General features: G+C 67.0%; 4 protein-coding genes and 1 pseudogene. 3 read left to right on the top strand and 2 right to left on the bottom strand.

Annotated elements, in window-relative coordinates; all coding sequences use genetic code 11:
- Nucleotides 1–95 precede the first annotated feature (95 nt).
- Together CCS01_RS10695 and CCS01_RS10690 are read right to left on the bottom strand one after the other, a co-directional pair.
- Nucleotides 96–1,142, bottom strand: coding sequence for a TIGR03617 family F420-dependent LLM class oxidoreductase (locus CCS01_RS10695; RefSeq protein WP_104518813.1), 1,047 nt, complete (start codon nt 1,140–1,142; stop codon nt 96–98).
- Nucleotides 1,142–1,747 (bottom strand): 2-hydroxychromene-2-carboxylate isomerase, encoded by a 606-nt coding sequence (locus CCS01_RS10690; protein ID WP_104518812.1) that lies wholly within the window; start codon nt 1,745–1,747, stop codon nt 1,142–1,144. The genes CCS01_RS10695 and CCS01_RS10690 overlap by 1 nt, the downstream gene beginning before the upstream one ends.
- Nucleotides 1,748–1,869: 122 nt before the next feature.
- Between CCS01_RS10690 and CCS01_RS10685 the strand changes: the two genes are divergently transcribed.
- The 3 genes and pseudogenes from CCS01_RS10685 to CCS01_RS10675 form a co-directional block, all read left to right on the top strand.
- A complete protein-coding gene (locus CCS01_RS10685; RefSeq protein WP_104518811.1) occupies nt 1,870–2,916 on the top strand; it encodes an AI-2E family transporter in 1,047 nt (348 codons plus the stop codon).
- A gap of 73 nt (nt 2,917–2,989) precedes the next feature.
- Nucleotides 2,990–3,841: an MBL fold metallo-hydrolase gene (locus tag CCS01_RS10680; RefSeq protein WP_104518810.1), complete on the top strand. Its 852-nt coding sequence runs from the start codon at nt 2,990–2,992 to the stop codon at nt 3,839–3,841.
- 115 nt (nt 3,842–3,956) lie between these two features.
- Nucleotides 3,957–5,015, top strand: a pseudogene (locus CCS01_RS10675) (LLM class flavin-dependent oxidoreductase); the annotation flags it as partial.
- Nucleotides 5,016–5,558: the final 543 nt, after the last annotated feature.

Raw genomic sequence — 5,558 nt, 5'->3', positions numbered from 1 at the left:
CTGCCCCCCGGTGCCCTGCCCCCCCAATGACACAGGTATCCCCTGACAGGCCCTTGGCGCCGCGCCCGGCAGGTCCGCGTGGCCATGCGGTTTCGTTACCAGCTCGTGTTGAAGCCGGCAAAGGTGTGCGGAATGCGACGGATGTCGCTGACCAGGTCCTGCGCCAGCCCGGGCGGCGTTCCGGGCGGGAAATGGATGTCCACGGAATCCGCGGCGCCGCCGAAGCGCTGCTCGATCACCTTGGCGAGCGTATCGTAGGTGCCGCAGGCGGCAAAGATCCGCACGGTGTCGTCGGAAATCTCCGCCCCCATGCGGTCCCACTGCCCCTCCACCGACATCCGGTGCAGCTTCGCCCCCAGATCCTCCAGCCCATGCAGCGCCAGAATCGGCAGATAGGTACGGGTGGAACCATAAAAGCCGATGCGCCGCCTCGCTTTCTCCATTTCGGCAGCCACGGTCGCCGCGTCCGGGCCGGTGCAGACGAAACCACCGCCATGCACGTCGAAATGCAGCCGGGAGCGGCCGCTGCGGCGCATGCCCTCCATCATCTGCGGCAGGCACACCTGCTCCAGATAAGCCCGCGAGCACAGCGGATGCAGCCGCACGCCGTCGCCCACCTGGCCGGCGACGCGCAGCATCGCCTCGCCGACGGCGGCGACGGTGACCGGGACCATCGGCAGCCCCGTCGGCTCGGGCGAGAAATCCGGCGTCATCAGCGTCAGCTTGTAGTGCGGGCTGTCGAAATTCAGCCGCCCGCGGGTCTCCCACGCCTGCCATACCGCGCGCAGCGCCGTGACATAGTCGCGCATCCGCGGCGCCGGCGCGGTCCAGGCGATGCCGAAGCGGCGCTCGTTGTGGCCCTTTACCTGGCTGCCCAGGCCAAGCACGAAACGACCGCCGGAGTTGGCGTGGATGTCCCAGGCCTGCTGCGCCAGCGTCGTCGGGCTGCGTGGGAACGCCACTACGACGGATGGCGTCAGCTCCACCCGGCTGGTCGCCAGGGCGGCGAACGCCAGCGGCGCCAGCGGGTCGTGCCCGAGCTCGACGGTCATGACCGCATCGAACCCGACGGCCTCGGCCTCGCGGGCCGCCGGCGCGACGTCCTGCCAGTGCCGCTGCGGCAGGATGGTATAGACCCGCATCAGCCGCGCGCCAGCCGGCGCTCGACGAAGCCCAGGCGGTCCTGGCCCCAGAATATGTCGTCGCCGATGACGTAGCTCGGCGCGCCGAATACGTTGCGGTCGAGCGCGGCCTTGGTGTCGGCCTCCCGCCGTTCCGTCCAGCGCGGCTCCTCGCCCAGCTTCATGACCTTGTCGGCATCCAGGCCGACGTCGGCGATCAGCCCGGCCAGGGTTGCCGGGTCCGCCGGGTTCTTCTCCTCCTGCCACAGCGCCTTCAGGATGCGGTGCGCCAGCCTGATCGCCGGCTGGTCGCCGATGGTCTCGCGCACGGCGATGACGCACGGGGCGCTGAGCGTCTCGCCGGCCGGGAAGAATTTCGGCTGGATGACGATCGGGATGCCGAGATGGTCGCGCCATCGCGCCAGTTCCTGCAACCGGTACGCCTGGCGCTGCGGTGACCGCTTCGGCAGCGGCAGCCCGCCCGAGGCGGCGAAGATGGCGCCGAAATCGACCGGATAGATGCGCAGGCTGGCATTGTGCGCCATCGCCATGGCCTCGATCCGCGCGGCGCCGAGATGGGTCCAGGGCGAGTTCAGCGACACGTAGTAGTCGATATGCAAGGCCATGGGTTACCTCCATCGTCCGGTTGCTGGCGACTCTGATCCAGCCGGCCGCCTGGCACAAGCGGGGCCGCCGGCTGAACCGACTGTGCATTGAGCCGGTCGCCGCCATCGGGTGAAGGTGCGGGATGGACACCGAACAAAAGCACCACCGTAACATCGACTATACCCTGCGGGCGGCCGTTATTGCCGCTCTGCTGCTGCTGGTCGCGTCCCAGCTGGGCGACGTGCTGCTGCTGGTGTTCGCCGCCCTCCTGGCGGCCAGCGTGCTGCGGGGGGGCGCGTCCGGGTTGCATCGCCGCATCGGGCTTGGCACCGGCTGGTGCCTCGCCCTCGTCGTCGTGCTGATCGTCCTGCTGTTCATGGCCCTGTTCTGGCTGGAGGGCGCGCGCATGATCCGCGAGGCTGCAACAGTGTCCGACACGGTCAGGCAGCAGGTCCAGCATCTGTGGGACAGGTGGCAGAACGATCCGTATGTAAAACGTATTGTTCCGCACCTGACGGACCAGGCCGGCGCCATCCTGGGCCACCTGACGTCCCTGGCGCCCGGCGTCGCTTCCTCGGTCATCGGCGTCGGCGGGGATCTGGTGGTGGTCCTGGCGACGGGGATTTTCCTGGCCATGGCGCCGGACACCTACATCGGCGGCTTCCTGCGGCTGCTGCCACCCCGCTGGCGGCCGCGCGGGCACGAGGTGATGGAGGAACTGGGCAGGACCTTGCAGCGCTGGTTCCTGGGCCAGTTCATGGACATGATGGTGGTGGCGGTGCTGACCGGCACCGGGCTGTTCTTCCTGAGCGTGCCGCTGGCACTGACGCTGGCGATCATCGCCGGGCTGTGCAATTTCGTGCCCTATATCGGCGCCCTGGCCGGAGCGATCCCGGCACTGGCCGTTGCGGTGTCGCAATCGCCTCAGAGCGCGGTCTCGGTCGCGATCCTCTACGTCGTGGTGCAGACGCTGGAAGGCAATATCATTGCGCCACTGATCCAGAAGCGCACGGTCGACCTGCCGCCGGCGCTGACCATCCTGTCGCAGACGGTGCTGGGCGCGGTGTTCGGCGTCATGGGCCTGATCCTGGCGACGCCGCTGTTCGCCGCTTCGATGACGGCGGTGCGGATGGTCTATGTGGAGTCCGTGCTGGAACGGCCGACCCGGGCGCCGGAAGAAGATCGGTAGGGCGGCGGCTTGCTGGCGGGCGGGTCCTCGGCCAAGCTGCCGGGCAACAACCAATGAACCCGAGGAAACCGGCATGAAATGGACCATCGGCGGCGTCACGGTGACGAAGATCGTCGAGTTGGAGGTGACCGGCGGCACCCGCTTCCTGCTGCCGCAGGCGACGCCCGAGGAAATCCTGCCGATCGGCTGGCTGCGGCCGCATTTCGCCGACGAGAACGGCCGCCTGCGCATGAGCATCCACAGCTTCGTCGTCGAAACCGCCGATCGGCGGATCGTGGTGGACACCTGCCTGGGGAACGACAAGCAGGGCCGTCGCATCCCGCACTGGAACGACCGCACCGGGCCGTTCCTGGCCGACATGGCGGCGGCCGGCTTCCCGGCGGAGTCGATCGATACGGTGCTGTGCACCCACCTGCACGTCGATCATGTCGGCTGGAACACCAGGCTTGAGAACGGCAAGTGGGTGCCGACTTTCCCGCGGGCGCGCTATCTGATGGGCCGCGCGGAATACCAGCACTGGCGGACGGTGCAGGACCGTCCCGACATGGAAACCATCTTTGCCGATTCCGTGACGCCGATCGTTGAGGCCGGGCTGGCGCGGATGGTCGAGATCGATGAACAGGTTTGCGATGAAATCAGCCTGGTCCCGACGCTCGGCCATACGCCCGGCCATGTCAGCGTGTTGATCCGCTCGCGCGGCGAGCAGGCGCTGATCACCGGCGACTTCATGCACCACCCCTGCCAGATCGCCCGCCCGGACTGGAGCACGCTGGCCGACAGCGATCCGGACGAGGGCATCGCCACGCGGCACGCGATGTTCCAGCGGTTTGCCGATACGCCGGCGCTGATCCTGGGCACCCATTTTGCTGGCGTGACGGCCGGGCGCCTGGTGCGCGACGGCGACGGCTACCGGCTTGATGTCTGAATAACGGGAGAGACTCCAATGACGTACCTCCGCAGCGGCATTTTCATGGCGCCGTTCCACGACCTGAGCCAGAACCCGGTCCTGGCGCTGGAACGCGACATGGAGCTGCTCCAAGCACCTCGACCGCCTGAACTACGACGAGGCCTGGATCGGCGAGCACCACTCCGGCGGCTTTGAGATCATCGCCAACCCGGAGATGTTCATAGCGACAGCGGCGGAACGGACCCGGCATATCCGCCTGGGCACCGGCGTTGTTTCTTTGCCGTATCACAACCCGTTCATGCTGGCCGATCGGATGGTGCAGCTCGACTACCAGACCCGCGGCCGGGCGATGTTCGGTGTCGGCCCCGGATCGCTGGTGCACGACGCCAAGAAGATCGGCATTGATCCGGCTGATCAACGAAGGATGATGAACGAGTCGCTGGACGTGCTGGTCGAGCTGTTCCGCGGCGACAGCGTCACCCGCAAGACCGACTGGTTCGACCTGCACGACGCCTGCCTGCAACTGCCGCCCTATACCCGGCCGCGGATGGAGATGGCGGTGGCCGCGGCACGCTCCCCCGCCGGCGCGCTGGCGGCGGGGCGGCACGGGCTCGGCATGCTGTCCATCGGCGGCACCAGCGACGATGCGATGGTGCATCATCGCAAGAACTGGGGGCTGTACGAGGAAACCGCCCGGGCCAACAGCCACGTGCCGGACCGGTCCTGCTGGCGGCTGGTGACGCTGATGCATGTCGCCGAGACGCGGGAACAGGCGCGGGAGAACGTCCGCTACGGGCTGGATAAATTCTGCGACTACTTCCGCGATGTCGCGACCTTCCCGATCGTTCCGGGCGATATCGGCGACCGCTACCAGTGGATGGTCGAGAGCGGCTCGGCCTGCATCGGCACGCCGGACGACGCGATCGCCTATATAGAGCGGCTGCTGGAAGGCTCGGGCGGGTTCGGCGTGATCATGGAACTGGCGCAGAACTGGGCCGACTGGCCGCAGACGAAACGGCACTACGAGCTGATGGCGCGGTATGTGCATCCGCACTTCCAGGCCTCGCGGGAGTGGCGCAGCGAAAGCTATGTCTATGCGCGCGATCACCACGACGAGTTCACCGGCCAGTCCAGCGCCGCGGTCCAGGCGGAGATCGATCGCCTGGCGGCGAAACGAAAGTCGGCGGAGTAACGAAAGGCGGGTTAACGGCTGAGAGGGCGGCTACAGCCGTTCCCTCTCGGCCATGGCGAGCGACGATCAGCGGCGCAGGCGTCGGTCATCCGCTTCCGGCCCGGCCCGGTCGGTCTCGCAGTCCCGCTGAACGATGCCAAATGTTTCGGATTGGTGCGTCAGCATCGCTGGCTGGATGAGGTCCGCTGCCCCGGCCGCGGCAGCGGCGCGGTGAGCAGCAGATCACGAGCAGGCCGGCCTTTGCGGTCTTCATGACACACCTCTTGGGGAGGAGCGGAAATTACAGCTTATCTCATTATGAAATGTTGACAAATGCACAAAGCGAGGATATGTAGCATCCAAATTTCGACGGGCCATGCCGCATTTGAAAGGTCAGGATATTGCTGCCGAAACATGAAGCCGCCATCAATACGGACCTAGTACACCTCGCCGGAAGAACGAACCCCATTTCGACGGCCGCTCACGCAGCGAGCGGCTTGCCGGTCATGGTCCACTTGAACGGCTTGGCGAGGGTGCGGTTGAAGTAGGCGATGAAGGCCTCGA

This window comes from Rhodopila globiformis, assembly GCF_002937115.1.
GTDB lineage: Bacteria > Pseudomonadota > Alphaproteobacteria > Acetobacterales > Acetobacteraceae > Rhodopila > Rhodopila globiformis.
This window is presented reverse-complemented; position numbering and strand designations above follow the sequence as displayed.

What these genes read in the sequence shown, in the direction of transcription:
- CCS01_RS10695 (WP_104518813.1), bottom strand. Translation starts at nt 1,142, where the DNA reads ATGCGGGTCTATACCATCCTGCCGCAGCGGCACTGGCAGGACGTCGCG.
- CCS01_RS10690 (WP_104518812.1), bottom strand. Translation starts at nt 1,747, where the DNA reads ATGGCCTTGCATATCGACTACTACGTGTCGCTGAACTCGCCCTGGACC.
- CCS01_RS10685 (WP_104518811.1), top strand. Translation starts at nt 1,870, where the DNA reads ATGGACACCGAACAAAAGCACCACCGTAACATCGACTATACCCTGCGG.
- CCS01_RS10680 (WP_104518810.1), top strand. Translation starts at nt 2,990, where the DNA reads ATGAAATGGACCATCGGCGGCGTCACGGTGACGAAGATCGTCGAGTTG.